Source organism: uncultured Roseibium sp. (assembly GCF_947496995.1).
In the GTDB taxonomy this organism is placed as follows: Bacteria; Pseudomonadota; Alphaproteobacteria; order Rhizobiales; family Stappiaceae; genus Roseibium.
This window is the reverse complement of the sequence record NZ_CANMFD010000004.1, coordinates 554923-580468: the sequence shown is the minus strand read 5'-3', so window position 1 is coordinate 580468 and position 25546 is coordinate 554923. Positions and strand designations below refer to the sequence as shown.

25 protein-coding genes are annotated in these 25546 nt (G+C 59.3%); 12 read left to right on the top strand and 13 right to left on the bottom strand.

The window, feature by feature from the left end; all coding sequences use genetic code 11:
* Window positions 1-54: 54 nt before the first annotated feature.
* The 5 genes from Q1B40_RS18675 to Q1B40_RS18655 are packed head-to-tail and all read right to left on the bottom strand — an operon-like array spanning window position 55 to window position 4453.
* Window positions 55-708, bottom strand: coding sequence for a DUF2848 domain-containing protein (locus Q1B40_RS18675; protein ID WP_299817587.1), 654 nt, complete (start codon window positions 706-708; stop codon window positions 55-57).
* Window positions 709-720: 12 nt separating this feature from the next.
* Window positions 721-2001, bottom strand: a complete 1281-nt coding sequence (locus Q1B40_RS18670; protein WP_299817585.1) for a TRAP transporter large permease — start codon at window positions 1999-2001, stop codon at window positions 721-723.
* Window positions 1998-2531, bottom strand: a complete 534-nt coding sequence (locus Q1B40_RS18665; RefSeq protein ID WP_299817583.1) for a TRAP transporter small permease subunit — start codon at window positions 2529-2531, stop codon at window positions 1998-2000. Before Q1B40_RS18665 ends, Q1B40_RS18670 begins: the two co-directional genes overlap by 4 nt.
* Window positions 2532-2543: 12 nt before the next feature.
* A complete protein-coding gene (locus Q1B40_RS18660) occupies window positions 2544-3590 on the bottom strand; it encodes a TRAP transporter substrate-binding protein (protein WP_299817581.1) in 1047 nt (348 codons plus the stop codon).
* 35 nt (window positions 3591-3625) lie between these two features.
* The gene (locus Q1B40_RS18655) at window positions 3626-4453 is read right to left on the bottom strand and encodes a putative hydro-lyase (RefSeq protein WP_299817579.1); all 828 of its coding nucleotides are present in this window, start codon (window positions 4451-4453) and stop codon (window positions 3626-3628) included.
* Window positions 4454-4567: 114 nt separating this feature from the next.
* On the opposite strand from Q1B40_RS18655, the gene Q1B40_RS18650 reads away from it, so the two are divergent.
* Entirely contained in the window at window positions 4568-5446 is an 879-nt protein-coding gene (locus tag Q1B40_RS18650; protein ID WP_299817577.1) for a LysR family transcriptional regulator, read from the top strand.
* Window positions 5447-5513: 67 nt separating this feature from the next.
* Here Q1B40_RS18650 and Q1B40_RS18645 read toward each other — a convergent pair whose 3' ends face one another.
* Window positions 5514-6284, bottom strand: coding sequence for a matrixin family metalloprotease (locus Q1B40_RS18645; RefSeq protein WP_299817575.1), 771 nt, complete (start codon window positions 6282-6284; stop codon window positions 5514-5516).
* A gap of 577 nt (window positions 6285-6861) precedes the next feature.
* Between Q1B40_RS18645 and Q1B40_RS18640 the strand changes: the two genes are divergently transcribed.
* From Q1B40_RS18640 to Q1B40_RS18605, 8 genes are all read left to right on the top strand, one after another.
* A complete protein-coding gene (locus Q1B40_RS18640; RefSeq protein ID WP_299817573.1) occupies window positions 6862-7890 on the top strand; it encodes a LacI family DNA-binding transcriptional regulator in 1029 nt (342 codons plus the stop codon).
* Between the two features lie 221 nt (window positions 7891-8111).
* Window positions 8112-9431, top strand: a complete 1320-nt coding sequence (locus Q1B40_RS18635) for an ABC transporter substrate-binding protein (protein WP_299817571.1) — start codon at window positions 8112-8114, stop codon at window positions 9429-9431.
* Window positions 9432-9579: 148 nt separating this feature from the next.
* Window positions 9580-10527 (top strand): carbohydrate ABC transporter permease, encoded by a 948-nt coding sequence (locus tag Q1B40_RS18630; protein WP_299817569.1) that lies wholly within the window; start codon window positions 9580-9582, stop codon window positions 10525-10527.
* Window positions 10524-11465, top strand: a complete 942-nt coding sequence (locus Q1B40_RS18625; RefSeq protein ID WP_299817567.1) for a carbohydrate ABC transporter permease — start codon at window positions 10524-10526, stop codon at window positions 11463-11465. Before Q1B40_RS18630 ends, Q1B40_RS18625 begins: the two co-directional genes overlap by 4 nt.
* On the top strand, window positions 11462-11650 hold the full coding sequence (locus tag Q1B40_RS18620) for a hypothetical protein (protein ID WP_299817565.1): 189 nt from the start codon (window positions 11462-11464) through the stop codon (window positions 11648-11650). Before Q1B40_RS18625 ends, Q1B40_RS18620 begins: the two co-directional genes overlap by 4 nt.
* A gap of 4 nt (window positions 11651-11654) precedes the next feature.
* Window positions 11655-12752, top strand: coding sequence for an ABC transporter ATP-binding protein (locus Q1B40_RS18615; protein ID WP_299817563.1), 1098 nt, complete (start codon window positions 11655-11657; stop codon window positions 12750-12752).
* Window positions 12745-13740: an ABC transporter ATP-binding protein gene (locus Q1B40_RS18610; protein WP_299817561.1), complete on the top strand. Its 996-nt coding sequence runs from the start codon at window positions 12745-12747 to the stop codon at window positions 13738-13740. The genes Q1B40_RS18615 and Q1B40_RS18610 overlap by 8 nt, the downstream gene beginning before the upstream one ends.
* An 11-nt stretch (window positions 13741-13751) precedes the next feature.
* A complete protein-coding gene (locus Q1B40_RS18605; protein ID WP_299817559.1) occupies window positions 13752-15398 on the top strand; it encodes a dihydroxyacetone kinase subunit DhaK in 1647 nt (548 codons plus the stop codon).
* A 52-nt stretch (window positions 15399-15450) separates the two neighbouring features.
* Here Q1B40_RS18605 and Q1B40_RS18600 read toward each other — a convergent pair whose 3' ends face one another.
* The 5 genes from Q1B40_RS18600 to dctP all read right to left on the bottom strand — a co-directional run bounded on the left by Q1B40_RS18600 (window position 15451) and on the right by dctP (window position 21160).
* Window positions 15451-16968 (bottom strand): malonyl-CoA synthase, encoded by a 1518-nt coding sequence (locus Q1B40_RS18600; protein WP_299817557.1) that lies wholly within the window; start codon window positions 16966-16968, stop codon window positions 15451-15453.
* Window positions 16969-16979: 11 nt separating this feature from the next.
* Window positions 16980-18227 (bottom strand): malonyl-CoA decarboxylase, encoded by a 1248-nt coding sequence (locus tag Q1B40_RS18595; RefSeq protein ID WP_299817555.1) that lies wholly within the window; start codon window positions 18225-18227, stop codon window positions 16980-16982.
* On the bottom strand, window positions 18224-19540 hold the full coding sequence (locus Q1B40_RS18590) for a TRAP transporter large permease (protein ID WP_299817553.1): 1317 nt from the start codon (window positions 19538-19540) through the stop codon (window positions 18224-18226). The genes Q1B40_RS18595 and Q1B40_RS18590 overlap by 4 nt, the downstream gene beginning before the upstream one ends.
* Window positions 19540-20088: a TRAP transporter small permease gene (locus Q1B40_RS18585; protein ID WP_299817551.1), complete on the bottom strand. Its 549-nt coding sequence runs from the start codon at window positions 20086-20088 to the stop codon at window positions 19540-19542. The genes Q1B40_RS18590 and Q1B40_RS18585 overlap by 1 nt, the downstream gene beginning before the upstream one ends.
* A gap of 85 nt (window positions 20089-20173) precedes the next feature.
* Window positions 20174-21160 (bottom strand): TRAP transporter substrate-binding protein DctP, encoded by a 987-nt coding sequence (gene dctP, locus Q1B40_RS18580; protein ID WP_299817549.1) that lies wholly within the window; start codon window positions 21158-21160, stop codon window positions 20174-20176.
* Between the two features lie 136 nt (window positions 21161-21296).
* Here dctP and Q1B40_RS18575 point away from each other — a divergent pair, with 136 nt between their 5' ends.
* The 3 genes from Q1B40_RS18575 to Q1B40_RS18565 all read left to right on the top strand — a co-directional run bounded on the left by Q1B40_RS18575 (window position 21297) and on the right by Q1B40_RS18565 (window position 23697).
* Window positions 21297-21953 (top strand): GntR family transcriptional regulator, encoded by a 657-nt coding sequence (locus Q1B40_RS18575; RefSeq protein WP_299817547.1) that lies wholly within the window; start codon window positions 21297-21299, stop codon window positions 21951-21953.
* A 216-nt stretch (window positions 21954-22169) separates the two neighbouring features.
* The gene (locus tag Q1B40_RS18570; RefSeq protein ID WP_299817546.1) at window positions 22170-23141 is read left to right on the top strand and encodes a peptidoglycan-binding protein; all 972 of its coding nucleotides are present in this window, start codon (window positions 22170-22172) and stop codon (window positions 23139-23141) included.
* A 190-nt stretch (window positions 23142-23331) separates the two neighbouring features.
* Window positions 23332-23697 (top strand): response regulator, encoded by a 366-nt coding sequence (locus Q1B40_RS18565; RefSeq protein ID WP_299817544.1) that lies wholly within the window; start codon window positions 23332-23334, stop codon window positions 23695-23697.
* Window positions 23698-23745: 48 nt separating this feature from the next.
* Here the strand turns inward: Q1B40_RS18565 and Q1B40_RS18560 are convergent, their stop codons facing one another.
* Together Q1B40_RS18560 and Q1B40_RS18555 are read right to left on the bottom strand one after the other, a co-directional pair.
* Window positions 23746-25044, bottom strand: a complete 1299-nt coding sequence (locus Q1B40_RS18560) for a diguanylate cyclase (RefSeq protein WP_299817542.1) — start codon at window positions 25042-25044, stop codon at window positions 23746-23748.
* An 18-nt stretch (window positions 25045-25062) separates the two neighbouring features.
* Complete coding sequence (locus tag Q1B40_RS18555) at window positions 25063-25410, bottom strand: Hpt domain-containing protein (protein ID WP_299817540.1); 348 nt, start codon at window positions 25408-25410, stop codon at window positions 25063-25065.
* Window positions 25411-25546: the final 136 nt, after the last annotated feature.

Here is a 25546-nt window from a genome sequence, read left to right as displayed (position 1 = left end):
GGGGTGTGCCGGACGACAGCAGCCACACCTTTGCTTTAATTGGTCCGAGAGATATCACGAAACGATTTCAAGAGAAGCGCTGGTGTAGCTCGATGAGATCGACAGGCCGGTAACGGGATCTTCCAGTTTCATCCTGAATTCGGAGGAAGGCCGGACACCGCCGATGGCGGGAAGGGTGCCGCACAGCATTGCCGTGCCGTCGCGGAGGTCCGCCCCGGTGATCAGCTGCTGCAGTGGCAGGATCGAGGCCAGCGTGCCGTCCTGGTAGGCGATCCAGTCACCTCCTTCCCGGATCCAGGATTGCAGCTTCAAGCTGTCGAGATGCTCTGCGACGTCCTCGAAGGGCCAGATCGTTTCGGCGACAGGCTTGGCGCAGGCCTGTTTGGACCAGGCGACCGAATAGGTTTCCAGCGACCGATCGGTATGATCCGAGGCAAGCCCCAGCCAGAGCCGGCCGTCCTGTTTCAGGACAAAGGGTTCTGCCTCGCCGGAGGATTGGTCGCCCAGCACCTGAATGGAAGCTTCCTGTGTCAGGAGTGCCGGCGCGCACTGGTAGTAGAGCGGGACGGAGGAAGGCGCGGGGACGCCGATGGCGGCCAGTTCCTCGATATGATGGTCAACCGCGGCCCGGTCCCGGCCGGTCCAGCCGGCGACGATGAGCCGGTCCGGAGTGCAGGACAGCACTCCTGTCGCCGTTTTGAATTGCATGGGATGTCTCTCTCAGAGGGTTGAGGGGAGGAAGAGGGCCAGTTGCGGCATCAGGATCAGCAGTCCGACCATCGCCAGCATTGCCAGCGCATAGGGAATGCAGCCCAGCATCACATCGCTGAAGCTTCCGGATTTGCGCGCGGCCTGGACCACATAAAGGTTCAGCCCGACGGGCGGCGTGATCAACGCCATCTCCACCAGGATGATCATCAGGATGCCGAACCAGATCTTGTCGTAACCGAGCTCGACGATGATCGGTACGACGATCGGGATGGTCGCCACCATCAGCGACAGGGTTTCGATGAAGAAGCCGAGGATGATGTAGATCAGGATGATCACGAGCAGCGTTTCAAGCGGGCCGAGGCCGAGGCTGCCCAGAAGATCCTGCAGCGCCCGGCTGACACCGGCTGCCGTCAGCGCGAAATTGAGGACATAGGCGCCGATGACCACCAGCATGATCATGGAGGACGTCTTCACCGAACCGCGCAGGGCGTCGGACAGCATCGCCCAGGTCAGCGCCTTCTGGTGTGCGGCGATCAGCAAGGCAATGGCGACACCGACAGTGGCTGCTTCCGTCGGTGTCGCCCAGCCGGCGTAGATCGAGCCGACGATCGCGGCAAAGAGGCCGAAGATCGGCAGCAGATCGGCAAGTCCGGCCAGTTTTTCCGACACTGTGCTTGCGCGCCGGGGGCCGCCAAGGGAAGGCCACAGGACACACAGGATGATTGTCGTCACCATGAACAGGACTGCCAGAAGCAGGCCCGGGACAAGGCCGGCGAGAAAGAGCTGCGGGATCGAGCTTTCGGTCAGAAAGCCGTAGACGATCAGGTTGATCGACGGCGGGATCATGATGCCGAGGGTGCCGCCGGCGGCAATCGCGCCGGAGAAGAGTTTCTGATTGTAGCCGAGCTCCTGGGCCTGCGGCATGGCGACGGTCGCAACCGTCGCCGCGGTGGCGACGGAGGAGCCGGAGGTCGCCGAAAACATGGTCGAGGTGGCGATGTTGGCGTGAATCAGGCCGCCCGGCATCCAGGCAACCCATTTCTCCAGCGCAGCATATGTCCGCCTGGCCACACCGCTGCGCACCAGTATTTCACCCAGCAGAACAAAGAGCGGAATGGCAATGAGCGTGGCGCTGTTGGAGGACGACCAGACGACCTGACCGAGACCGCGCATCAGGGGGAACGGGCTGAAGAAAGTGTCTATGCCGAAGGCCAGCAGAAAGAGAACGATGCCGACGGGAATAGACAGCGTCAGCAGGCCGAGAAGGCCGAAGGATGTAAAGGAAATCATGCTTCCCCCCGCGCACCGGCGATTTTATCGACCGACTGGTAGTCCGCCGACAGGAATTTCACCAGGACGGCAACGAGCAGGATGCTGGCCGAAACCGCGAACCAGACCCAACCCGCCCACCACAGGGACTGCGGGATCCACAGCGGGGTTTCAAGCGGGGTATTGGCGCGCGCGCCGGTGGCTAGGGTCTTTTCTACGACAGCCCAGCCACGCCAGGCGACGACGATGGCCGTTGCCGCCAGGCAGAGGATGGAAATGATGTCGAAGACCGCCCGGCCGAAGGGAACGAGGCGCTGACGGAGCAGGTCGATGCGCACATGCGCTTGCTCCGTCAGGGCGTAGCTTATGCCCCAGCTCGTGGTGACGGCCATCACGTAGCCGGAGATTTCGTCGACGCCCCCGAGTGAGGCCCCCAGTCGTCGGGTGACGATCTCCACCAGGGTGAATGCGACGCATGCCATCAGCACAAGGCCGACGCCGATCGCAAGACGGTCATTCAACCGCCGGATGAGAGATACCAGGGACATCATCGGAGTTGCGCCTCAGTTTGCTTCGAGTTTGACGCCGGTGACTTCGCCGACCGTGTCGCTCCAGCGCTTCGCCCAGTCGCCGCCCGCGCGTTCCGCCCATTCCGGCAGAACTTCGGTGATCAGCACCTCCCTGGCTTTCGCCAGATCCGCGTCACTGGCTTCGACAAGCACCAGATCTCTGGCTTCACCGTAGGGACATTCGCCGCTGCCGGTCAAACAGATGATGTCATTCTCAAGGGCGTTCTGGGCGCTTTCCCAGGCGGGTGCCTCGATGTACTCCTGAACGCCTTTTTCAAGAGTGGCCTTCTGCTCGTCGCTGAGCGTGTTCCACTTGTCCAGATTGATCGCGGTGACGACTGGGTCCCAGCCACCGAGCGGGATCGGCATCAGGTGGGTGGAAACTTCCCACCAGCCGGCGTTGTAGCCCGAGCCGGCGCCGGTGATGGCGCAATCGACAACGCCGCGCTGCAGGGCGCCGGGAACTTCACCAAAGCCGACGTTCACACCTTCCGCGCCGAGGGCTTCCAGAAACTTGGCGGTCATGCGGCCGGAGGCGCGCACCTTCTTGCCTTTCAAATCGTCCAGCGAGGTGATGTCGGCGTTACAGAAAACCACCTGCGGTGGGTAGGGAGCAATTCCGAGGACCTTGGCGTTGAAGACGTCCTTGTAGATGTCGTCAACCATCGGTCTTGCGGCATCGACGGCCTTTTTTGCCGTGGCGGCATCGGGTGCGATCAGCGGCACGTCCAGAGCCTCAAGCGCGGCGCTGTCGGATACGGCATAGTCGGCAACGGTCATGCCGACATCGAAGACGCCCTGCGACAGCAGGCGGAAGACGTCACCGCCGCCGATGCCCATCTGGTCGTGGGTGGTGAGCGATGCGGTCAGATCGCCATCGGAGATTTCCGGAAGTTTTTCGCTCCAGAACGGGGCTTCATATTGCTTGTGCAGCGGCAGGCCGCTCCAGCTGCCGACCACGGCGAGTTCCTCGGCCTGGGCAAACGTCCCGGTGGAGAGCGCAATCATGGAGACGGCGGAGAGCTTCAATAGGGTTTTCATATCCAGTTCCATCCTCTGTTTTCTTGGTATTTCAATCAGTCATCTGTGTAGGGGTAGATCGGTGTCGTGCGTTCATCGACATCGGCGATGAGCATGGCTCCGGGGGCATGGGTGATCGACAGGGGCAGTTTGGCCCTCATTATGGCGACCTGCGGGGTCACGCCGCAGGCCCAGTACACGGGGACTTCCCCCTTGCGGATCTCGACCGGCTGGCCCCAGTCCGGGGCCTCCAGATCGGCGATGCCGATAGCTTCAGGGCTGCCCGTATGAACCGGTGCGCCGTGGGCGAGCGGGTAGTTGCCGCAGATTTTCCGGACTTCCTCCAGCCGGTCTTCGGGCACCGGCCGCATGGAGACCACCATGCCACCGCCGAAGGGGCCGCTCGGTACGGTTTCGAGCGTCGTCCGGTACATGGGGACTGTGACATTCTCATCGATATGGCGCATGGCGATGCCGGCGCGGCGCAGAGCATTCTCGAAGGTGAAGGAGCAGCCAATGGCGAAGGCGACAAGATCCTCCTGCCACATGTCCGACAGATCGGTGACCTGCTTTTCCAGTTTGCCGAAACGATAGATGTTGTAGCGGGCCGCGTCGGTACGGATGTCGACATCGCCGCCGAGCCGGGCGATGCCGGTTTCCCCGGGAGCTGAGATGCCGGCAAGGGGGCAGGATTTGGGATTGTTGCGGCAGAAGGTGTGAAAATCGGCCGCATAATCACCCGGCACGATCGCCAGATTGCACTGCAGCATGCCCTTGGCAAGACCGGCCGTGTGCCCGCTGTAGCGGCCGTCGCGGATCGCCCGGCGCACGTCCGCCGGGGTCATGTCGGCCATCTGGGAAAAATCTGCAGGCGCAGGCGTCATGTCCACCTCGAAAGTAAGTGAAAAAATCCTGCGGCGGATCTAGTATCAAGTCAAATCGTGAATTTCTGTCCAAAGTGATCAGCTTCTCTGATCACCTGAAAGAGGTATTTCTTCATGACGCTTGAGCAGCTCAGGACATTTCTGGCCGTGGCGAGGATGGGAGGTGTCAGGCGCGCCGCCGAGCAGATGAATATCTCCCAACCGGCTGTTTCCGCACGTATTTCCAGTCTGGAAACCTATCTCGGCACCGAGCTTTTCAGCAGGGTCTCGACCGGTGTGGTGCTGACGCGAAAAGGGGTGCTGCTGCGGCAGCATGCCGATCAGATGATGGCGACCCTGGAACGGATCAAGGGGGATGTGATGTCGGAGGACAGTATCAGCTCCCTGTTGCGGCTGGGCGTCGCTGAGACGGTCGCGCAGACATGGCTACCGGAATTCCTGCGCGAACTGCATCGCAACTTTCCCAGGCTCAAGATCGAGGTCTCGGTCGACATCTCCCTGAACCTGAGGGAGATGTTGCTGGACCGGTCTCTGGATCTGACGATCCTGATGGGCCCGATTTCGGAATACAGTGTCGACAATCTGGATCTGCCGCCCTTCGAGCTGGCCTGGTATCGGCCAGTGGATCTTCCGAACCCGGATCTCAGTGTAACGCCCGTCATCACCTATAACCGCAATTCGCGGCCCTATCGTGAACTGATGCAGCAGCTTCGCGATCGGCACGGCATCGCGGCGCAGATCTTTCCGACCAATTCCCTGTCGACGGGGTTTGAAATGGTGGCTGCGGGGATCGGTGTCGGCATTCTGCCGCAGGAACTCGGACGCCGGCTGGTGGAGGAAGAGCGGATCGCGACGTTCAATCCGGGCTGGCTGCCGTCACCGCTGCGGTTCACGGCGACCTACGTTGGTGAGCCGCGTAACGAGCTGATCACCCGGGCGGCCAAGGTTGCGCAGCAGGTCGCGGACGCGCATCACGCTGCGATCTACGCGTGAGGAGAGCGGCTTAGGCCAGTCCGGTCAGATCCGTGATGAGAATTGTTCGGCTTCCGGTGAGCCCTGATCAGCCATCCGCCGGACCGTAAAGCCATCTTGCACCGGCAATATCGCCCGGTTGAAGGGAGCGGAAGGTCTCGCGGTATTTGAAATGCATGATCGAGCTTCCACGCAGATAGTGGTCTAGGCCGATCGCGTGACCGATTTCATGGGCGAATGTGTATCTGAGATCATAGGATTTCAGATCGCCGTCAAAGCCGATTTTCCACTTGTGCGCCGGATTGAGGCAAACGGCCGAACGGGTGATTTCGGCGATCTCGAGTTCGCCGGAGAGATCTTTCTTCTCCGCTGTTTGCATTCCGGGCCTGTTGAGGCCCCTGTCGGCACCCATGGATCTTGTCGGGAAAGGCGGAACCGTCTTTGCGTATCGAACGCTTGTGAAGGCATAACCGCGGGGCAGCGACTGCGCGCCGACGACGATATCGGCTTCACTGACGCTTGCGACCTCCGTGAAGGATACACCGCTTGCGTCCTCCCAGAGCCGGAACGCCGCCGCCGCCTCCTTGCGGATGGCAGTCGGGGTAAACCCGGAGAGCCGTGCAAGGCGGTCCAGGCTGTCCATCGCTCGGCAGTTGCGGCTGTTGTTGCGAGCAAGGGGGGCTTCGGCAAAGGCATAGGTGACATGTGCCGGTGTGCCGAGTAGCGCCGGTCCCCATTTCACCAGACGACCGTCAAGCTTGAGCGGAGAAAATTTTCCGTCTTCAGCGGCATGCGCTGCGGCGCCCGGGGTGAGGCTCAGGCTCGCAAGAATTAAAAACCAGATCACGAACTTCAACATCAGGCCCTTTGCAGTCGAGAGGGGCAGGCATGAAATGCGGCAGTCTTTATGAGTGAGAAAGTTCAGATATCCCTGGCAGATCCGATAGACGAACCATCGGAAAGGATCGGAGATGTTCTGACCTGTGCGCGTGTTACTCCGGTACCTTGCGCAGCAATACTGTCTCATCCAGTTTCTTCATCACGATAACGCCAATTTTAGTTCCCGAGAACCCGTTCGAGCAAGGGATACCCAGTTTTCTGGAAAGGTCCGGACGAGTATCGGGAGCCGGGGAGTTGCCGACCCGCATCGGGCTCGTCCGGTCAAACAGGTTTCGGGTGATGCCCGGTCGAGCGGCGGGACGATGATGTGTTGATTGTTGTCCCGATGCAGGGGTGACGGCTCCGCACATTGCTGTCGTTGCGGGCAAGACCTTCAGGTCGGCCCAGGGCGTGTGGAGAGGTGGCGGATGCCGAGTGAGGATATTTGGGCAATTAGCTGATTTTCTTTGGAAAATTCAAGATTTCGAACGTGGGTTTTTCTAAACTGATTGACGTATGTCAGATGTCTGCGCAATTTTATCGTCTCTGGAGGCGCAATGGTCAAACCCACCGTACACGATATCGCGCGCGAGGCCGGCGTCAGCCTGTCGACGGTCGACAGGGTGCTGAACGGCCGGACCGATGTGCGACCCAAAAATGCCGAACGGGTCAGGGCCGCAGTCGAAAAACTCGGCTATGTGCGCGACACCTATGCGGCCAATCTCGCCAAGCAGCGGCGCTACAGGTTCCTCTTCGTTCTGCCGGAAGGGCCGAACCATTTTGTCGAGACGATAGCCTCGGCCGTTCACGAGGCCGCAAGCGCCCAGGTTGCCGACCGGGTGGATGTAGAGGTGATGTTCGTCAATGCCGCTGATCCGCATGCACTTGTCGAGCATCTGAAACGGTTGAACCTTGCCACCCTGGACGGGGTGGCGATCATGGTGCCGGAAACGCCGCAGGTCCGTGACGCCATTGCGCATATCAAGAGCGCCGGCGTTTATGTGGTCGCCTTCGTCTCGGACCTTCCGAACAGCAATTGTCACCACTTCGTCGGAATCGACAACTTTTCCGCCGGCAAGACGGCAGGGGCGCTGCTCGGCAGATTTTTGCGTAACGAAGCCGGAAGCATACTGGTCGTCACCAATTCCATGGTGGCGCGCGACAGTATCGAGCGGCGTTTCGGGCTGGATGAAATTCTCTCTCGCGATTTTCCGCAGCTCAAAGCTCTGCCGACCGTCGAATTTCATGACGATCCGCAGCGGATCCGCGCAACGCTGGACCATGCTGTTGCGGACCAGGCCGACCTGAAGGCGATTTATTCCATGGGCTCAGGCAATGCGGCGATGCTGGAGGCGCTGAGGGAAAACGCGCAATTGAGCCATCTCGTCGTGGTCGCGCACGATCTGACCGCCGTTACGCGCCAGGCGCTGCTCAATGACGAGATCGATGCGGTGATCGCGCAGAATGTCGGTCATCTGGTGCGCAGCGCCCTCAGGGTCCTGCGGGCCAAGTGCGACAGGACCCTGATTTTCGAGGCTCAGGAGCAAATCCGCATCGAAATCATTGTCCGCGAGAATCTTTATTAAAGTCGTTTCGGGCGGCTCCAGAATTCTGAAAGCATCTAAAAAACAGTAATTTGACCGCTTCTCGCCAAGTGTGAAACACCTCCTTTGGACTGAAAAGAAATACGTATGTCAGAAATATAATTGACGTGACATACGTATGTCAGTTAGTCTTCTTGCGCACTTGGAGGAGTGCTGCCGCCCGGTGGAAGCCGGTGCGCGACCAATTCGGGAGGAAATCACCCATGAAATATGCGAAACTTCTTGCTGCGACGGCTCTTGTGGCGTCAAGCGGACTGGCAGTGTCGAGGGCTCAGGCCGATGATCTGACCCTGTGCTGGGCGGCCTGGGATCCGGCCAATGCACTTGTCGAACTTTCCAAGGAATTCGAAGCCGAATACGGGCATACGATGAACTTCGAGTTCGTGCCCTGGCCGAACTTCGCGGACCGCATGCTGAACGAGCTGAATTCCGGCGGAAAGCTGTGCGATCTGCTCATCGGCGACAGTCAGTGGATCGGCGGCGGTGCCGAGAATGGCCACTATGTGAAGCTGAACGACTTCTTCGACAAGGAAGGCATCAGCATGGACGATTTCGCTGCGGCGACCGTCTATGCCTATTCCACCTGGCCGAAGGGGACGCCGAATTATTACGCCCTGCCGGCCATGGGCGATGCCAACGGCTGGTTCTACCGCAAGGACTGGTTCGAAAAGCCCGAAATCCAGGCTGCGTTCAAGGAAAAGCACGGCCGCGATCTGGCTCCGCCGAAAACGCAGGCCGAGCTTCTGGAAGTCGCGCAATTCTTCCAGGAGCGCGAAATCGACGGCCAGAAACGCTATGGCGCGGCGATCTTCACCGAACGCGGTTCGGAAGGCATCACCATGGGGGCGACCAGCTCCATGTATCCGTTCGGTTTCAAATACGAGATGACACCGGGCAAATACGACATGGAAGGCGCGGTGAATTCGCCTGAAGCCGTTGCAGGTCTCGAGTTCTACAAGGAACTCTACAAGACCGCGACGCCCCCGGGCTATACCGACAGCTACATGGAACAGTCGCTTGACGCGTTCAAATCCGGTCAGGTGGCCATGGCGATGAACTGGTTCGCCTTCTTCCCGGGTCTCTACGCGGATCCGGATGTCGGCGGCGAGAAGATCGGGTTCTTCGTCAATCCCGGCCAGAATGTCGAAGCCTCGACACTTGGCGGGCAGGGGATCTCCGTCATCTCCTATTCCGACAAGCGGGATGCGGCGCTGGAATATGTCAAATGGTTCGCCCAGCCTTCCGTCCAGAAGAAGTGGTGGGATCTCGGCGGCTATTCCTGTCATGTCAGCGTTCTGAACGACCCGGGTTTCGCGGACAGCGCCCCCTTCGCGTCGGACTTCCTGCTGGCCATGGATAACGTGAAGGACTTCTGGCAGGAGCCGGCCTATGCCGAACTGCTGCTGGCAATGCAAAAGCGCCTTCATGATTACGTCGTGGCGGATGTGGGCACAGCCAAGGAAGCGCTCGACAAGCTGATCGAGGACTGGAACGAAACCTTCGAGGACGAAGGCAAGCTCTAAAGAGCCTTTCCAGAAATCAAAGTGCGGCGGCCCTCCCGAATGGCGGGCCGCCCCGACCTGAAAGCCCGTTCGGGCTGCCGGGTCAGCCTGACCCGGAATTACCGGTGGCCGGGATCTATCCGGGTCTGTTTCTCCAGAAGAGCGTCATATGTCCGACACCCCAATCGACCGAGTGGCAAAAGCAACGCCGCCTTCCGTTGCCGGCAAAATCAGAGGGCTTTCCGACCGTACGATTGCCTGGCTTTTTGTCGCGCCGACCATTTTTCTGCTACTCGCGGTGAACATCTTCCCGCTGATGTGGACGATCAACCTGAGCTTTACCAACTTTCGCGCCAACCGGCCGAACAGGGAAGTCGATTACGTCGGCCTGCGCAATTACGAGCGCATCCTGACCGATGGCGATATCTGGCTGACGATGCAGGCGACGGCGCATTTCCTGTTCTGGACGATTGTCCTGCAGGTGCTGATCGGTTTCACGCTGGCCTGGCTGATCAACCGGAAGTTCAAGGGCAACGACCTTTGGACAACACTGATCGTGCTGCCGATGATGCTGTCGCCGGCGGTGGTCGGGAATTTCTGGACGTTCCTCTATCAGCCGCAGATTGGCCTGTTCAACTACGGCATTTCGTTTCTGACCGGGGCCGACCCGTCGTCGTTTCAGATGATCGGGGATGTGGCGCTGGCGCCCTGGTCCATCGTGATCGTCGACACCTGGATGTGGACGCCCTTCGTCATGCTCATCTGTCTGGCGGGGCTGCGTTCGATACCTGACTACATCTACGAGGCGGCCGAAATCGACCGGGCCAGCAAGTGGCGGCAGTTCTGGACGATCACCGTACCGATGGTGCTGCCGTTCCTCATGCTGGCCGTGCTGTTCCGCGGTATCGAAAACTTCAAGATGTTCGATCTTGTCGTGCAGCTGACCGGCGGAGGGCCGGGCTCGGTGACGGAACTCACCTCGATCAATCTCAAGCGTGAAGCCTTCGAGAAATGGCGCACGGGATATGCCTCCGCCTACGCGATCATCCTGTTCGTCACCGTCTTCGGTCTTGCCTCGATCTATGTGAAGGCTCTCAACAAGGTGAAAGAAAGATGAGCAGCTATTCGATCACCGAACCGTCTTCGCGGCAGAAGTGGGCGGCCGGCACACTGGTCATTATTTATGCGGTCATCACACTGCTGCCGCTGGTCTGGATCCTGACAACCGGGTTCAAATCGCCCGTCGATGCCATCGCCTATCCGCCGAAGGTGCTTTTCGAACCGTCTCTGGAAGGCTACGTCAATCTCTTCACAACGCGCACGCGGGTCACACCGGAACAGCTGGAATCCCTGCCGCCGGCCGCCTCGTGGTATGAACAGATCGTCCGGAACCGCGATATGGTGATCGCCGGTCCGTCCCGCTACGGCGAGCGGTTCCTCAACTCCGTGATCATCGGTTTCGGGTCGACATTCCTGTCGGTTTTCCTCGGGACACTGGCCGCCTATGCCTTTTCCAGGTTCAAGGTGCCGATGAAGGACGATCTGCTGTTCTTCATCCTGTCGACACGCATGATGCCGCCGATCGCGGTTGCCATTCCGATCTTCCTGATGTTCAGAACCCTCGGGCTGTCGGACACCCATCTGGGCATGATCCTGCTGTATACAGCGGTGAATATTTCGCTGGCGGTCTGGCTGCTGAAGGGCTTCATCGACGAGATCCCGCGCGAATACGAGGAAGCGGCGCTGATCGACGGCTACACGCGGTTTCAGGCCTTCTACAAGGTGGTCTTGCCGCAGGCAGCCACGGGCATTGCCTCGACCGCGATCTTCTGCCTGATTTTCTCGTGGAACGAATACGCCTTCGCGGTGCTGCTGACCTCCGGCACGGCCCAGACCGCGCCCCCCTTCATTCCGACCATCATCGGCGTGGGTGGCCAGGACTGGCCGGCGGTGGCGGCGGGCGCGACGCTGTTCCTGGTGCCGGTCATGGTGTTCACCATCCTGCTGCGCAAACATCTCCTGCGCGGAATTACCTTTGGAGCGGTACGCAAATGAGCGCGTTTATCAGCGGCCTGGTCCGCTTCCGCCGTGGGGCCTGGGAATTGCTTGCATCGCTGCTGATCGCCGTGGGCGTGATCATGCTGATGCAGCCCCTGGTCCTGTGGGCTTACACCTACTCCTTCATTGTCACGCTGACCGGAACGGTGATGTTCATCGTCGTCAGCCATTTTCCGGAATAACGCCATGGCCGAGATCGTGATCAGAAACCTCAGGAAGGAATTCGGCGACTTCACGGCGGTGCAGTCTTCTTCCTTCAAGATCGAGGACGGCGAATTCTTCATGCTGCTCGGGCCGTCCGGCTGCGGCAAGACCACCACACTGAGGATGATCGCCGGGTTGGAACTGCCGACCTCCGGCGAGATCTATATCGACGGCGAAGAGGTGGGCCAAAGACCGGCGAGCAAGCGGGACATCGCATTCGTCTTCCAGATGTTCGCCCTTTATCCGCACATGAACGTGCGCAGGAACATCAGCTATCCGCTGGTCAGCCAGGGCATGCCGAAACAGCAGGTCGCGGAGAAGGTCGACGAGGTTTCCAGAATCCTCGGCATCGGCGATATTCTCGACCGACCCGTCAGCGGTCTGTCCGGCGGTGACCGGCAGCGAGTGGCGCTGGGGCGTGCGATTGTCCGCGACCCGAAAGCCTTCATGATGGACGAGCCGCTCGGCGCGCTTGACGCCGAGTTTCGCGAACACATGGCGGAAGAGCTGCGCGCATTGCACGACAGGATGAACGCCACGACGGTCTATGTGACCCACGATCAGCTTGAAGCCATGCAGATGGGTGACAAGATCGTCGTGATGAACCACGGGGTGATCGAACAGTTCGGTACGCCGAGGGACATCTACGACAAGCCGGCCACCATGTTCGTCGCTGATTTCATCGGGTCACCCTCGATGAATTTCCTGAGATTTCACGGGCAGGTGCATGCAGGCTCCGGCACCGTTGTCATGCATCACCAGGAACTTGAGGTGCCAAGATTGCAGGAGCCGTTCGAGGGCGATCTGGTCTACGGCATCCGGCCGGAGCATATTTCCCTGAGCGACAGCGGAACCTATCGCGGCGAGGTGATCGCCAGCGAATATCTGGGCACGACGCAGATCGTGACCCTGAAAACCGGCAGCGGGGAGCTCAAGGCCCGTATCCCGTCAGACCAGCCTGTCCGGGCAGGAGAACATGTCGGGCTGGAATTTGATGGCGCCACCGTCACGCTGTTCGACAACCAGACGGGCAGGGCGCTGAGGTCCGAGCTGAACGAGGGAGTGCTGTCCCATGTCTGAGGTCAAGCTTTCCGGGCTCTCGAAAGCCTTCGGCGAGACGGTTGCCGTCGACCGCGTCTCGCTGACGATCGAGAACGGTGCTTTCGTGACGCTGCTGGGCCCCACGGGTGCGGGCAAGACGACGATCCTGCGGCTGATTGCCGGGTTGGAGCAGCCCGATGCGGGAGACCTGGTCATCGGCGGGCGGTCCGTGGTCAGGGATACGCCGGCGCAACGCAACGTCGCCATGGTGTTCCAGCAGTATTCGCTCTACCCGCATCTGAGCGTCAGGGACAATCTGGCTTTTCCGCTGCGCTCGCCACTTCTGAAGACGCCGGAGGATCTGATCGACCGCAAGGTGGCAGAAGTCGCGGAGGTCCTGAAGATTTCCCACAAGCTCAACAACCGGGCGACGAACCTTTCGGGAGGCGAGATGCAGCGTGTGTCCATCGGCCGGGCGCTGGTTCGCAATCCCGCAATCTACCTGATGGACGAACCTCTGAGTTCGCTGGACGCAAAACTGCGCTCGGATCTGCGTATCGAGCTGAAGCGCATCCAGGAAAGCCTGGGCGCGACGATGCTCTATGTCACCCATGACCAGATCGAGGCGATGACCATGGCCACCCATGTCGGGGTTCTCGATGAGGGCAGGCTGGTGCAGTTCGGGTCTCCGCGGGAGATCTACGAGGATCCGGTCAATCTCTATGTGGCGGGGCGGCTCGGTCAGCCGCGCATCAATGTACTGCCCGCGGACATGTTCGCCGGAGCGCCAACCGGCGCGAAAACAATCGGTCTGCGGCCGGAACATATTTCGCAAGGAGAGGGCAAGACCTGCAATGTGAGACGGGTGGAGCATCTGGGCGACCAGATCCGACTGCACCTGTCGCTGGAAGGCCATGACATCGTCACGCTTTCGGAAAACCGCATGGATTATGAACCTGGCGATACCGTCGCCATTCAACCGCGCAAACCGCTGTTTTTTGACGCCAGCGGCGCGCGTATCGCCTGAGGAGACGGGATATGAAGCAGTTCATCAACTCTAAGGAAACGCTCGTCACCGAGGCCATCGACGGGACCTTGCGGACGGCCGGGGGGCGTCTTGCCCGCCTCGACGGCTACCCGCATATCAAGGTGGTGGTGCGCACCGACTGGGACAAATCCAAGGTCGCGCTGGTTTCCGGCGGCGGCTCGGGACACGAGCCCAGTCATGCCGGTTTTGTCGGTCAGGGCATGTTGACGGCTGCCGTCTGCGGCGAGGTTTTCGCCTCGCCATCGGTGGATGCGGTGCTTGCCGGTATTCTGGCGGTTACCGGCAAGGCAGGCTGTCTTCTGATCGTCAAGAATTATACCGGCGACCGGCTGAATTTCGGCCTGGCGGCCGAACGGGCGCGGGCTTTCGGTCTGAAGGTCAAGATGGTGATCGTCGATGACGATGTCGCCCTGCCGGACCTGCCGCAGGCGCGCGGGGTTGCCGGAACGCTGTTCGTGCACAAGATTGCCGGTGCGCTGGCTGACCAGGGGGCGGATCTGGAGACAGTGTATGAGACCGCGCAGCGCGTGATCGGCGGAGCGATCTCCATCGGCATGTCCCTTGACACTTGCACGATCCCGGGGTCTCCGAGAGAGGCGCGGATTGAAATGGGCAAGGCGGAACTTGGCCTGGGCATCCACGGTGAGGCCGGTGTCGAGCAGGTGGATTTTTCCAACGCCAAGGCGGCCATGGCAATGGTGGTCGACCGGCTTGCGCCCAATCTGGTCCCGGGACCGCATGTGGCGCTTCTGAACAATCTCGGGGGAACGACACCGCTTGAAATGGCGGTGCTCGCAGAAGAACTGACCCTGTCGCGCATCGGCGGACAGATCCGCTGGCTGATCGGGCCGGCCGAGATGATGACCTCGCTGGACATGCACGGTTTCTCCGTATCGCTGCTGCCGGTGAGCAAGTCGGACGAGGCGGCGCTCCAGGCTCCGGTGGCGCCGTGGGTCTGGCCCGGCTGCCTGGCGCTGGGGCCGGTTTCCATCCTGCCCCTGCCGGACGGACTGGCGCCCATTCAGCCGCTTCCTTCAAAGAACCCGGAGATGCGCGCGTTCATCGAGAATTGCTGCAATATCCTGATTGCAGCCGAGGCCGACCTGAACGCGCTCGATGCCAAATCCGGAGACGGTGATACCGGCAATACGCTGGCGACGGCGGCACGGGCGCTGATCAAGGCGCTCGAGCGGCTGCCGCTTGCCGATCTCACCCAGCTCTACCGGGCGATCGGCCTCGAACTCAGTCAGACCATGGGCGGTTCGTCCGGTGTTCTGCTGGCGATCTTTTTCGCGGCGGCAGGGGATGCCTCGTCCAGCGGGCGCAACGAAATCGGCGCGCTGAAGGCGGGCCTTGACCGGATCATGCAGGTTGGCGGTGCTCAGCCCGGAGACCGGACGATGATCGATGCGCTGATGCCGGCGCTGAATGCGCTGGACAAGGGCATCGGGGAAGCCGCGCGGGAGGCGCGTCAGGGAGCAGACGCCACGGCCCGGATCACGCGCGCACGCGCCGGGCGCGCCAGCTATGTCTCCGAGGCAAATCTTTCCGGCCACAACGACCCTGGAGCCGAAGCAGTCGCGCGCCTTTTCGAGCAGCTCGCCGCTCAGCCGTTCCTATCCTCCCGGAGCGCTTGAGCGGGAAACTTACCGGCAGTCCTCCGCCCAGCGGGTGGACTGCCGGATTTTTTTATGCGCTCACGAACATGTCGCCGTATTGATCCCTGAGGATGTTCTTTTGCACCTTGCCCATCGTATTGCGCGGCAGGCTGTCGACGAGGACGAGTTTGCGCGGGTGCTTGAAGCGGGCGAGTGAAGATCCGGCGGCCTTCATGATTGCATCGAGGTCCGGCGTCTGGCCGGGGGCCGGAACGATGAGCCCGAGAACCGTCTCTCCGAAGTCCGCATGGGGAACGCCGATGACGGCGCTTTCCAGAACACCGGGTTGGTCATCGAGGACCAGTTCGATCTCCTTGGGATAGATGTTGTAGCCGCCGGAGATGATCAGGTCCTTGTTGCGGCCGACGATATGGACATAACCGTCCGCGTCGATCAGGCCGAGATCGCCGGTGATGAAGAACCCGTCATCGCGAAGTTCCGCCGCGGTCTTCTCGGGCATTTGCCAATAACCCTTGAAGACGTTGGGTCCGCGGACCTCGATCTGGCCGACGGTGCCTTGGGGCAGTGTCTCGCCGCTTTCCGGGTCGGTGATCTTCAACTCGACACCGGGCAGCGGAAAGCCGACCGTTCCGGCGCGGCGCTCGCCGTCATACGGGTTGGAGGTGTTCATGTTGGTTTCGGTCATCCCGTAGCGTTCCAGGATGCGGTGGCCGGTTCGTTTCTCGAACTCCTGATGCGTGTCGGCAAGCAGGGGGGCACTGCCGGAAATGAACAGACGCATGTGGCTTGTCAGGTCGCGGGTGAACCTGGGGTCCTGCAGCAGCCGGGTGTAGAAGGTCGGCACCCCCATCATCACGGTCGCCCTGGGCATCCATTCGATCATTGCATCCACGTCGAACTTCGGCAGGAAAATCATCGATGACCCGGCTTCCAGCGAGATGTTGGTCGCCACGAAAAGGCCGTGGGTGTGGAAGATCGGCAGGGCGTGCAGCAGCACATCGTCAGCGGAGAAGCGCCAGTGTGCGGCAAGTGTCTCGGCGTTGGACAAGAGGTTGTCCTGCGTCAGCATCGCGCCTTTCGACCGGCCGGTGGTACCGGAGGTGTAGAGAAAGGCTGCGAGATCGTCCTTGCTCCGCTCGACGGTCGGATACTGCGCAGGCATGGTCTCGGCGAGAGCGGTCAGGGAGCCGGTCCCGTCGGCGTTCAGCGTTTCGATGCGCGCGTTCATCTCGGCGGCAACCGGCGCTAGCGACATCTTGCGGGCGTCATCGCAGATGACCGTTCTGGCGCCGCTGTTTTCGATGAAATAACTCAGCTCATCAACGGTGTAGGCGGTGTTCAGCGGCAGGAAGACGACGCCGGCCTGGACACAGGCGGCATAGAGCGCCAAAGCCATGGGCGATTTTTCGACCTGCGCGGCTAGGCGGTCTCCCGGCTGCAGTCCGTTTTCCGTCAGAACATGGGCAATCCGAGCCGCCTTTCCCAGGAAGTCCGCATGACTCAGGACAGTCCCGCCCGGCAGGTAAAGGAACGGGGTGTCCTTGCCTGCATGTTTGCCGAACATCCGGTCATAGAGTGGGTTGGTCATGGTATGGATTCCTAAACGAGAGCTTCTTCGGCGGACGCGCTCAGCGACCGGATTTCCGAGGAGGCGGCGATGGTGTGGCTGGAGGCAAAACGCTCATGGTTCTGCGTGACCTTCGACAGGTCATAGAGATAGTTGACCATGACACCGGCAGACTGCTGCATGCCTTTTTCGGAAATGTCGGCCCGTGCATGAACCTGATGTATTTGCGCTCCATTGCCGAGATGGAACCGGGCAACGGGATCAAGCGGCAGCTCGTCCTCGCGTTTGGCGGTCAGAAGATAATTGGCAGCAAGGCTCCGCATCCGTTCGTCGTCGGTGGGATCATAAGCTCTGCCGTCTTTCTTGAGCTTGCGCAAAAGCCCGGGGATCGGTGAGAGGGTGACGAATGTCTTCAGGCCGGGCAATTCAATGGAAAGATCCGTGACGACCTGCTTGATGAGAGAGTTTCCGAAGGAAATCCCGGCGAGCCCCTCCTGACAGTTTGAAATCGAGTAGAAGACAGCCGTATCCGCGCGTTCGGCGTCGATCAATTCGCGGTCGCCGGCAAGCAGGTCCTGGATCGATCCGGGGACGCCCTTGGTCAGCGCCACCTCGACAAAGATCAGAGGCTCGTCAGGCATTGCCGGATGGAGAAAGGCGAAGCAGCGGCGGTCTGCCGGTTCCAGGCGGCGCCTCAGGTCTTCCCAGCTGTCAATCGCATGCACCGCCTCATAGGCGATGATCTTTTCCAGCAATTGCGCCGGGCTTTCCCAACTGATCGGCCTGAGCACCAGGAAGCCGCGATTGAACCAGCTTCCGAAGAGATGGCGGAAATCGAGATCCAGCGCCTGAAGGGCGTCGTCGTCCCGACCCAGGCGCAAGAGATCCTCGCGCATACGGACCAGCGAGCGCGTCGCGTCCGGGACCTGGTTGAGCCGGCGGATCAACTCCTGTCGCGGCGGTTCGGACGCTTCCATGAAGGCCCGGTAGCTGGCTTTCGACTGGCCTTTTTCATAAGCCTCCAGCGCGGCCCGCACCGCGGGCGCCGAGATGGTCAGGTCCTCGGCGAGGTGATGGAAGAAAGCGCGCTTCTCATCGTCATCCAGAGTGGCATAGCGGCTGAGGATCTGCCGGGCCATGGTAACGCCGGAGACTTCGCCGGTCGCGCCGATAAGGTCGGCGACAAGCGCCTCCAGCGGCCTGCCATCCGCCTTGTCGGACGTTCTGAAGCGATATCTTCTCTCGAACACCGTTGAGAGGATGTCCGCAAGAAATGTCATCTAGGTGCTCCCATGACAGTATCGGGCAGCCAGGTGGCCAGATCCGGAAACAGGCACAGCAGAAAGATCGCCAGAACCATGCAGCCCACGAATGGCAGTGAGCCGGTGAGGATGGTTTTCAGCGAAATATCCGGCGCGATGCCGTTGATAACATAAAGGTTGAGGCCGACGGGAGGGGAAATCAGGCCGATTTCCATGTTGATGGTCAACACGACGGCGAACCAGACCGGGTCGAAGTTGGCCGCCACAATGATCGGCAGGAGAATCGGTGCGGCCATCAGGATCACCGCGACCGGCGGCAGGAAAAAGCCGGCGATCAGCAGGAACCCGTTGATCGCCGCCATCAGGATCCAGCGGTTGACGTCAAGCGTTCCGATCCATTCCGCGATGGCCTGGGTGATGAACAGCGAGGACAGCATGTAGGAGAAGACACCCGCGGCGGCGATGATGAACAGGATCATCACGCTTTCCTTGGTGCTGTCGCGCAGAACGACCCACAAGGCGGCCGGGCTCCAGAGCTTGTAGATGATCATGGCGATCAACAGGCACAACAGCGCACCCACGGCCGCGGTTTCCGAAGGCGTCGCGACACCTCCGTACATGGCGTAGAGAACACCGAGAATGATTGCCAGGAAAGGCAGGACGCGAGGCAGGATCTCGAATCTCTGTTTCCAGGAATAGCTGCCCGCGCTCAGGACACTGGCATTGCCGCTCCGCCAGGTCGAATAAAGCGACCAGGCCATGAACAGGCCCATCAGCATCAGGCCGGGAATGACACCGGCCAGGAACAGGCGGCCGATCGATGTTTCCGTTGCGATGCCGTAGACGATCATGGTGACCGACGGCGGGATGAGAATGCCCAGGGTGCCGCCGGCGGCGATGGACCCGGCGGCGACGCCATCGGGATAGCCACGCTTGCGCATTTCCGGAATGCCCATCTTGCCGATGGCGGCGCAGGTCGCGGGGGACGAGCCCGACATGGCGGCAAACAGGGCGCAGGCGCCGAGATTGGAGACCACCAGACCGCCGGGAATGCGCGTCAGCCAGCGTTCGAGCGCTTCGTAAAGGTCCGCACCGGCCCGGGTGGAGGCGATCGAGGCCCCCATGATGATGAACATCGGGATCGAGAGGAGCGCAAAATTGTCGAGCTTGCCGAAAAAGATCTCCGGCATCAGCTCAAGGGAACGCGCACCGTCGAAAGCAAGCAGGAAACCGGCGGAGACGATCAGCAGACCGATGGCGACCGAGACGCCGGAAAACAGGACAAGAATTGTGGTTACGGCAACCAGCAGTCCGAGAAAAAGCGGGTCCATCAGGCGTCCTCCAGTCCGAACGGTTTTTCCAGTCCGGCCAGGACGGCAAAGAGATCCGCGACCAGTTGCAAAAGGAGCAGGCCGAAGCCCACCGGGATCGACAGGTAAGGGATCCAGAGCCTGACGCCCCAGACCGTGTCCGATGTCCAGCCGCGCGCCCAGGCAAAGTACCAGTATTCAAAGCCGTAGTAGAGCATTACGGCGACGATCAGGGACGAGGTGGAAAGCGTGAGGCAGGCAAGAAAATATCTTGCGCGCGGGCCGAGCGACAATGGAAACAGATCGACATTCACATGCCCGCGCAGGCGCTGGACATAGGGAAGGCCGACAAGCGTGGCGGCGATGACGAGATAGATGACGGCTTCGGTCTGCCACACGGTGGAAGCGTTCAGCACGAAACGGACGAATATCATCTGGCAGGTGATTGCGACAGCAATGACGATCATCGCAGCCGAACACCAGCCGGCGACAGTCGAGATCGCCGCAACGCCGCGCAGAAAGGGATTGTTGCCGGCATACGCAACCGCAGCCGTACTGTGGCCCGCCATGGGTCACTCCTTCGAATGAAATCGGGTAGAAGGCGTTTTGCGGGGCGGCAGACTGCCGCCCCGGATCAGGTCATGTTCAAGCGCGTCAGTTGACCGACAGCGCCAGGTCGAGAAGCTGCTGTCCATTGGGAGTCTCCTCCACAAACGCCTTGTAGGACGTTTCCTTGGCCAGGGCCCGCCAGGCTTCGAAGTCTTCTTCCGTCATGGCCGCGATTTCCACGTCATTGTCGCGGAAAACCTGAGCCGACGCAGCATCTTCCTTCTTGGCTTCTTCAAGATAAAAAGCCTGTGCCTTTTCGGAGGCGGAAAGAAGGGCCTTCTGCTGGTCCTCCGTCAGCCCCTCGAAGGTGGACTTGTTCATGAGAAGCGGCTGGTACATGAACCAAAGCGCATATTCTCCGGCAGGAGTGTAGCAGGAGACCTGCTCATAGATCCGGTAGCTGACGAAGGATGATGAGGACGTATTCGCCGCATCCAGCACGCCGGACTGCATGGCGTTGTAGATTTCCGACGAGGACATGGAGGCGATGGATGCACCTGCGCCTGCAAGCATCTGTTCGAAAGCCTTGCCGGCGGCACGGGTCTGAAGGCCCGGCATGTCGTCAGGCTTGGTGATGCATTTTTCCTTGCCGGCAAAACCACCCGCCAGGTAGCCATGGACGAGGACCATCACGTCATCTTCGGCCATGATCTCCTCAATGGCGTCCATGAACGGGCTTTCGTTCAGCCGTGCAGCGTGATCGTGGTTCTTCACCAGACCCGGCATGAGGGTGAGATTGTATGCCGGCTGCTGTCCACCTGCATAGCTGAGCGGCAGGACAGTCATGTCGAGAAGGCCGCGGCTGAGCGGCTTGTACTGCTCGCGCGCCTTCAGGAGCGACTGCGAGGGGAAAATCTTGATGTCGAGGTCGACATCCGCGGCGGCAACGTCATCGGCGACCATCTGGGCAACCTTGTGACGGACATCGCCGTTCGACCACTGATGCGACAGGCGCAATTCTGTGGCGTTTGCCGTAAGCGCGCCGGCGAAAAGCGCCACGGCCGCGACGGACGCTGAGAGTTTGAAGTTCATTTTATTCCTCCCTGGAAGTTCCGGTTCTGGGACCGGGACCTGATCTTACCCTCAAGCCATGTTTTTTTGTCAAGCCTTTTTGTATACAAGAATGACAATATTGCACGCGATATAAGCTTATGCTAAATGCAACATCATGGAACGAAGACGTGCCGACTGTATTGCCGACGATCTGGAAGGACTGATTTTCGACGGTACTTTCGCCGATGGCGAGAGACTGGACGAGGTCCAGCTGGCCAACCGTTTCTCGGTTTCCAGAACACCCGTTCGCGAGGCTTTACAAAGGCTTACACAATCCGGTCTGGTTGTGCAGATCCCGCGCAGGGGCGTGTTCGTCCGTCAGCCCGGACCTGTTGAGCTTCTGGAAATGTTCGAGGTCATGGCCGAGCTTGAAGCGGTTTGCGCCAGGCTGGCCGCCTCGCGCATATCGGACGAAGGCTTCAATGACCTTCTCGATGCAAACAGGCGCTGCAAGTCAGTCGTCGAAGTGCTGGACACCGACACCTACTACCGTGAGAACGAGCGCTTTCACGCGATCCTCTACCGGCAGTCCGGCAATGCCTTTCTGGAGCAGGAATGCCTCCGCCTTCAACGCCGCCTGCAGCCCTTCCGCAGGGTGCAGTTGCGCGTTCGCGGGCGCATGAGCCAGTCGATGGCGGAACACGAGGCGATCGTTGCCGCCATAGGCGACGGAGACGGCGAAAGAGCCGCCGAGGCAATCCGGCAGCATGTGTCGGTTCAGGGGGAGAAGTTCCACCATCTGATCGCCCGTCTCAAGCCGGCGGCTGAATAATCGGTCGGTCCGCTCGGATCGGAATCGGTCCTCGAAGAGTACTATTCTTTCCTCAGATGTTTGGGCAGGGCCCGCAGGAAGACAATCGCATCCGGTTCGTAACGGACCGAATGTGACCGGTAACACATTCATTGTCCCGGCCCCAAGGTAACCTCTTTTTTGAAATGTCCAATTTAGTCCTTTTCACTTCCGGTTTTTCAACGGAAAGGAATTTTGATGTCGATATCGGACGCGCAATACATCAAGTGGGTACAGAGGTCCTTGAATCGCATCTTTGGCAGTGGCCTCAAAGTCGATGGCGTCAAGACTGTCGTGTATCAGGAGCAGGTGAAGGAATTTCAATTTGCCTATGCTCTGCCGTTGACCGGTTTCATGGCACCAGCGGATCAGAACAAGCTGATTAAAGCCAATCATTTTACATATGAATACGTTGTATGGATTCAGGAATGTCTCAATGCCGTCAAGGCCGGCGCGCTGGTGCCCGATGGCCTTATCGGTAACAAGACGCGCACATCCATCAAGTCCTTCCAGGCCTATCAGGGACTATTGGACGACGGTTGGGTCGGGGCAAAAACGGAGACCTCGATGATCGCTGAGGCCGGCAAACGCCCGCCGGGAGAAGAGGAAGCCGGACCAAAACCGCTGCCGGTTCCGCCAAAGCCTAAGCCAAAACCGGAAAATCCCCACGATCCGCTGACGCCGGAACAACGATTTACCAAGACGGTCAACAGTCTTTACTACGAAGCTCTCTATGATCGGGGGCGCATCTACCCGAATACATCCCAGCGCAAGAAACTGCTCTGCTTCCTTCACAAATTGAAGCAGCGCGGCAAGTTTAAGATGGATTTTGAATACATAACCGGTTCCGATGCCTACCGATACCAAAACAAGACCGGTTACACGGAAGGTGTCATGCCGGACGAGATCGTGAGCAACTTCGAAAAAGGTCTTAGACGACGGCTGAACTGGATGAGTTTCGAGGACAGGACCAACCAGGAAAAACTGAGATGGCATTTCCTTTCGGAAGCCAACGCGGTGGATTCCGGTGTCAATGCGATCAAGGACATTCATGGACGATGGGGCGATGCAAGCAACAGCGCAAAGGCGCTGGCAAGATGGCTCAGCAAGAAGCAGGACGATAACCGCAGTCTTTATTCCTGCTACCAGAGTGCAGGATTTTGGCCGTGATTAAGAGAAAACCCACGCATCCGCTCGTTCGTCGCGGTGAACAAGCTGCAGGAGGCTTTTTCCAGCTGGTGGCCGGATTGCCGTAGAAATTAAGTGGTTTTACAATCTTTGAAAGTACAAATTTATGGGTCCGTACCCTAATTCGCAAGGGAAACCAACGCCAACATTTGCCGCTTCAGGGAACCGAAAGATGCTCAAAGCCCTCTATGTCGACGATGACGAGGATATCGCAACCATTGTCGAGATGTGCCTTGATCTGGACGGTGCCTATGAGGTGCGATGCGTGATGTCGGGCCGGGATGCGCTCAACATGGCCCGTGACTGGAAGCCGGACGTGATCCTGCTGGATTTCATGATGCCGGAGATGGATGGACCGACGACGTTCGGCTATCTCAAGAAGGACGGCGAGACAGCGCAGATCCCGGTGATTTTCATCACCGCCAAGTCGATGCAGGAAGACATCGCAAAGCTTGAAGCGCTGGGCGCGGTCGGGGTGATTTCCAAACCATTCGATCCGACAAGCCTCGCAAGCGACATCAGAACATTGCTGTCGTGAACCGGGTCAGGGCGGCGCAGACTTTTTCAGCAGTCTGTGATGTTCAGACTATCCGACCGGGCGCTGGATTCTGACGCAGTTCCGTCCGTTGGCCTTGGCCTGATAGAGAGCTACATCTGCAGCGGAAAGAAGAGCTTCTTCTGAAGGGTTTGTTACGGACCCTGCCAGACCGCAACTGAATGTTACGTGAAATTTGCAGCCCGCGGCGCTGAACTCAATGTGCTCGAATGCGCTGCGAATTCTATTTACGGTCTTTTCGGACTGCTCCGGTGTCGCATCGAGGAGGATGACCGCGAACTCCTCTCCACCGTAACGGGCGATGATATCTATGTTTCTGAAAGAGTTCTTCAGCAAAGTCGCGAAGGTCTGGATGACCGTGTCACCGACCTGATGACCATAGGTATCGTTGATCGACTTGAAGTGATCGAGATCAAGCAGGGCGACGCTAAAAGTCGCCAGGGTGCGTTTGCTGCGGTTCAGTTCACCCGTCAGCCGCTCCTTGAACGCCACATGGTTCAAAAGCCCGGTCAAGCCGTCCTGAACCATGAGCTGGCGGAGTTCGACAGCTCTTACGGCGCGCATGCGCACCATCTTGACGAGGTAATTCACGTCGACGGGCTTCTTGATGAAATCGTCACCGCCGATCTCGCGGGCCAGTTCCTGTATGTCCTTCTGGTAGATGGAAGACAGAAACATGATAGGTAGCGACATGTAGGCCGGATCCAGACGGATCGCCTGTGCGACATCAATGCCGTTGGCCTGCGGCATGTCGATATCCATGATGACCAGATCCGGACGGAAGTCTTCTATCGTGGCTTGCGCCCGAAGCGGATCGTCGATGATCGCCACGCGTAAGCCGCACTCTTCCAGGGCCAGCGCATAGACAGAAGCGGTGAGTTCATCGTCGTCGATGATCAGAACCCGGGCGTCGGGCATGTCGGATTTGCGGGCGTCCTCAAGGTTGGACAAAACCTCAACGGCGTTCACCGGCAGGTTCAGCAGGCCCTTGGCGCCCATATTCACTGCCTTGATCTTGAACTCGAAATTCCGATCGTTGGTTGTGAGCAGGACCTTGCATTTTTTGCTGAGTGACTTGCAGATCTCGAGTTGAGGGTCATATTCCGGATTGACCAAGGCAACAACGACCGATTCCGCCCTGGTTCCTTCAGTGTGAGAAATGACCTTGAGCCCAAATTCGGCTAATTTATGCGTTATTTCTTTTAAATTGCTCTCACTGTCGACCACAATGACTGTTCTTTCGGGGGAAGTCAGTGTGGAACCTTCGTCAATGTCACCGTGAAATGATAGATTCTCTTTGGAACTAATCTTCATTGCCGACGCTTTCATTGCTTCTCACCTGTGAATTCACTCCGCGCGCGCATTCAACCATTCAGGTTGCTGCAGGCCTACAAGCAAGGACCGATCGATCCGTTCGACGAGTTCATTCACCGCCTGAATAACGAGGCTGGCATCCGCGCCGCAGTCGACCATTTTTTCAACGGTCCTTGCGGGCAGGTCTAAATCGTCACATCCAAACAAGTGCGCGCTTCCCACGAGCCGGTGTGCAATGTACCGGACCACTTCAAAACCATTGGTGGAACTGCCGTCACGAACCGCTGCCAAGCTGGAAATGAGTTTACTCTTGTCGTTGTCCAAACGTTGTTCAAACGCGGCTACAAGTTGCGCGCTCCTGGCCTTCAAAGCATCTGTCATGAAATTTCTCTTTACGTTACGTTCAACAGATTGACAGCTATATATTAAAATACTTTTATGTAATTTTATTGTAACATTTGACAATAAGTATCTATTTTCATCCGAAATATTTGATTTTTGTTGTATTTTCTGGTGA

What these genes read in the sequence shown, in the direction of transcription:
- Q1B40_RS18605 (WP_299817559.1), top strand. Translation starts at nt 13,752, where the DNA reads ATGAAGCAGTTCATCAACTCTAAGGAAACGCTCGTCACCGAGGCCATC.
- Q1B40_RS18600 (WP_299817557.1), bottom strand. Translation starts at nt 16,968, where the DNA reads ATGACCAACCCACTCTATGACCGGATGTTCGGCAAACATGCAGGCAAG.
- Q1B40_RS18565 (WP_299817544.1), top strand. Translation starts at nt 23,332, where the DNA reads ATGCTCAAAGCCCTCTATGTCGACGATGACGAGGATATCGCAACCATT.
- Q1B40_RS18560 (WP_299817542.1), bottom strand. Translation starts at nt 25,044, where the DNA reads ATGAAAGCGTCGGCAATGAAGATTAGTTCCAAAGAGAATCTATCATTT.
- Q1B40_RS18660 (WP_299817581.1), bottom strand. Translation starts at nt 3,590, where the DNA reads ATGAAAACCCTATTGAAGCTCTCCGCCGTCTCCATGATTGCGCTCTCC.
- Q1B40_RS18650 (WP_299817577.1), top strand. Translation starts at nt 4,568, where the DNA reads ATGACGCTTGAGCAGCTCAGGACATTTCTGGCCGTGGCGAGGATGGGA.
- Q1B40_RS18645 (WP_299817575.1), bottom strand. Translation starts at nt 6,284, where the DNA reads ATGTTGAAGTTCGTGATCTGGTTTTTAATTCTTGCGAGCCTGAGCCTC.
- Q1B40_RS18630 (WP_299817569.1), top strand. Translation starts at nt 9,580, where the DNA reads ATGTCCGACACCCCAATCGACCGAGTGGCAAAAGCAACGCCGCCTTCC.
- Q1B40_RS18675 (WP_299817587.1), bottom strand. Translation starts at nt 708, where the DNA reads ATGCAATTCAAAACGGCGACAGGAGTGCTGTCCTGCACTCCGGACCGG.
- Q1B40_RS18555 (WP_299817540.1), bottom strand. Translation starts at nt 25,410, where the DNA reads ATGACAGATGCTTTGAAGGCCAGGAGCGCGCAACTTGTAGCCGCGTTT.
- Q1B40_RS18640 (WP_299817573.1), top strand. Translation starts at nt 6,862, where the DNA reads ATGGTCAAACCCACCGTACACGATATCGCGCGCGAGGCCGGCGTCAGC.
- Q1B40_RS18670 (WP_299817585.1), bottom strand. Translation starts at nt 2,001, where the DNA reads ATGATTTCCTTTACATCCTTCGGCCTTCTCGGCCTGCTGACGCTGTCT.
- Q1B40_RS18570 (WP_299817546.1), top strand. Translation starts at nt 22,170, where the DNA reads ATGTCGATATCGGACGCGCAATACATCAAGTGGGTACAGAGGTCCTTG.
- Q1B40_RS18595 (WP_299817555.1), bottom strand. Translation starts at nt 18,227, where the DNA reads ATGACATTTCTTGCGGACATCCTCTCAACGGTGTTCGAGAGAAGATAT.
- Q1B40_RS18620 (WP_299817565.1), top strand. Translation starts at nt 11,462, where the DNA reads ATGAGCGCGTTTATCAGCGGCCTGGTCCGCTTCCGCCGTGGGGCCTGG.
- Q1B40_RS18590 (WP_299817553.1), bottom strand. Translation starts at nt 19,540, where the DNA reads ATGGACCCGCTTTTTCTCGGACTGCTGGTTGCCGTAACCACAATTCTT.
- Q1B40_RS18575 (WP_299817547.1), top strand. Translation starts at nt 21,297, where the DNA reads ATGGAACGAAGACGTGCCGACTGTATTGCCGACGATCTGGAAGGACTG.
- Q1B40_RS18635 (WP_299817571.1), top strand. Translation starts at nt 8,112, where the DNA reads ATGAAATATGCGAAACTTCTTGCTGCGACGGCTCTTGTGGCGTCAAGC.
- Q1B40_RS18610 (WP_299817561.1), top strand. Translation starts at nt 12,745, where the DNA reads ATGTCTGAGGTCAAGCTTTCCGGGCTCTCGAAAGCCTTCGGCGAGACG.
- dctP (WP_299817549.1), bottom strand. Translation starts at nt 21,160, where the DNA reads ATGAACTTCAAACTCTCAGCGTCCGTCGCGGCCGTGGCGCTTTTCGCC.
- Q1B40_RS18665 (WP_299817583.1), bottom strand. Translation starts at nt 2,531, where the DNA reads ATGATGTCCCTGGTATCTCTCATCCGGCGGTTGAATGACCGTCTTGCG.
- Q1B40_RS18655 (WP_299817579.1), bottom strand. Translation starts at nt 4,453, where the DNA reads ATGACGCCTGCGCCTGCAGATTTTTCCCAGATGGCCGACATGACCCCG.
- Q1B40_RS18625 (WP_299817567.1), top strand. Translation starts at nt 10,524, where the DNA reads ATGAGCAGCTATTCGATCACCGAACCGTCTTCGCGGCAGAAGTGGGCG.
- Q1B40_RS18585 (WP_299817551.1), bottom strand. Translation starts at nt 20,088, where the DNA reads ATGGCGGGCCACAGTACGGCTGCGGTTGCGTATGCCGGCAACAATCCC.
- Q1B40_RS18615 (WP_299817563.1), top strand. Translation starts at nt 11,655, where the DNA reads ATGGCCGAGATCGTGATCAGAAACCTCAGGAAGGAATTCGGCGACTTC.